The organism is Streptomyces anandii JCM 4720 (assembly GCF_014650655.1).
GTDB classification, from domain to species: Bacteria; Actinomycetota; Actinomycetes; order Streptomycetales; family Streptomycetaceae; genus Streptomyces; species Streptomyces anandii.
This window is the reverse complement of record NZ_BMVJ01000106.1, coordinates 1-760: the sequence shown is the minus strand read 5'-3', so window position 1 is coordinate 760 and position 760 is coordinate 1. Positions and strand designations below refer to the sequence as shown.

At 69.6% G+C, this 760-nt stretch carries 1 protein-coding gene; it reads left to right on the top strand.

The window, feature by feature from the left end; genetic code table 11:
- Window positions 1–760: acyl-CoA carboxylase subunit beta (locus tag IE249_RS35510; protein ID WP_308434446.1), on the top strand; the 760-nt coding region annotated here is incomplete at both ends.

Below are 760 nucleotides of genomic sequence, written 5' to 3'. Positions count from 1 at the left end.
CGGCGGATGCGCGCGGGCGTGTGGCCGAGTTGCACGGGATCCGTGCGCAGGCGGTGGCGGGTCCGAGTGAGAAGGCGACCGCGGCGCAGCACGCCAAGGGCAAGCTGACCGCGCGGGAGCGGATCGAGCTGCTCCTGGACGCGGGGTCCTTCCAGGAGGTCGAGCAGCTGCGCCGGCACCGGGCGTCGGGTTTCGGGCTGGAGGCGCGCAAGCCGTACACCGACGGTGTGGTGACGGGCTGGGGCACGGTGGAGGGCCGTACGGTCTTCGTGTACGCCCATGACTTCCGGATCTTCGGTGGTGCGCTGGGCGAGGCCCACGCGACGAAGATCCACAAGATCATGGACATGGCCATCGCGGCCGGTGCCCCGCTGGTCTCCCTCAACGACGGTGCGGGTGCCCGTATCCAGGAGGGCGTCAGCGCGCTGGCCGGTTACGGCGGCATCTTCCAGCGCAACACCAGGGCGTCCGGTGTGATCCCGCAGATCAGTGTGATGCTGGGCCCGTGCGCGGGCGGTGCGGCCTACAGTCCGGCGCTCACCGACTTCGTGTTCATGGTCCGTGAGACCTCGCAGATGTTCATCACCGGTCCGGACGTGGTGAAGGCGGTCACGGGCGAGGAGATCACGCAGAACGGGCTGGGCGGCGCGGACGTGCACGCCGAGACCTCGGGCGTGTGCCACTTCGCCTACGACGACGAGGAGACCTGCATCGCCGAGGTGCGCTACCTCCTCTCCCTCCTCCCGCAGAACAACCGCGA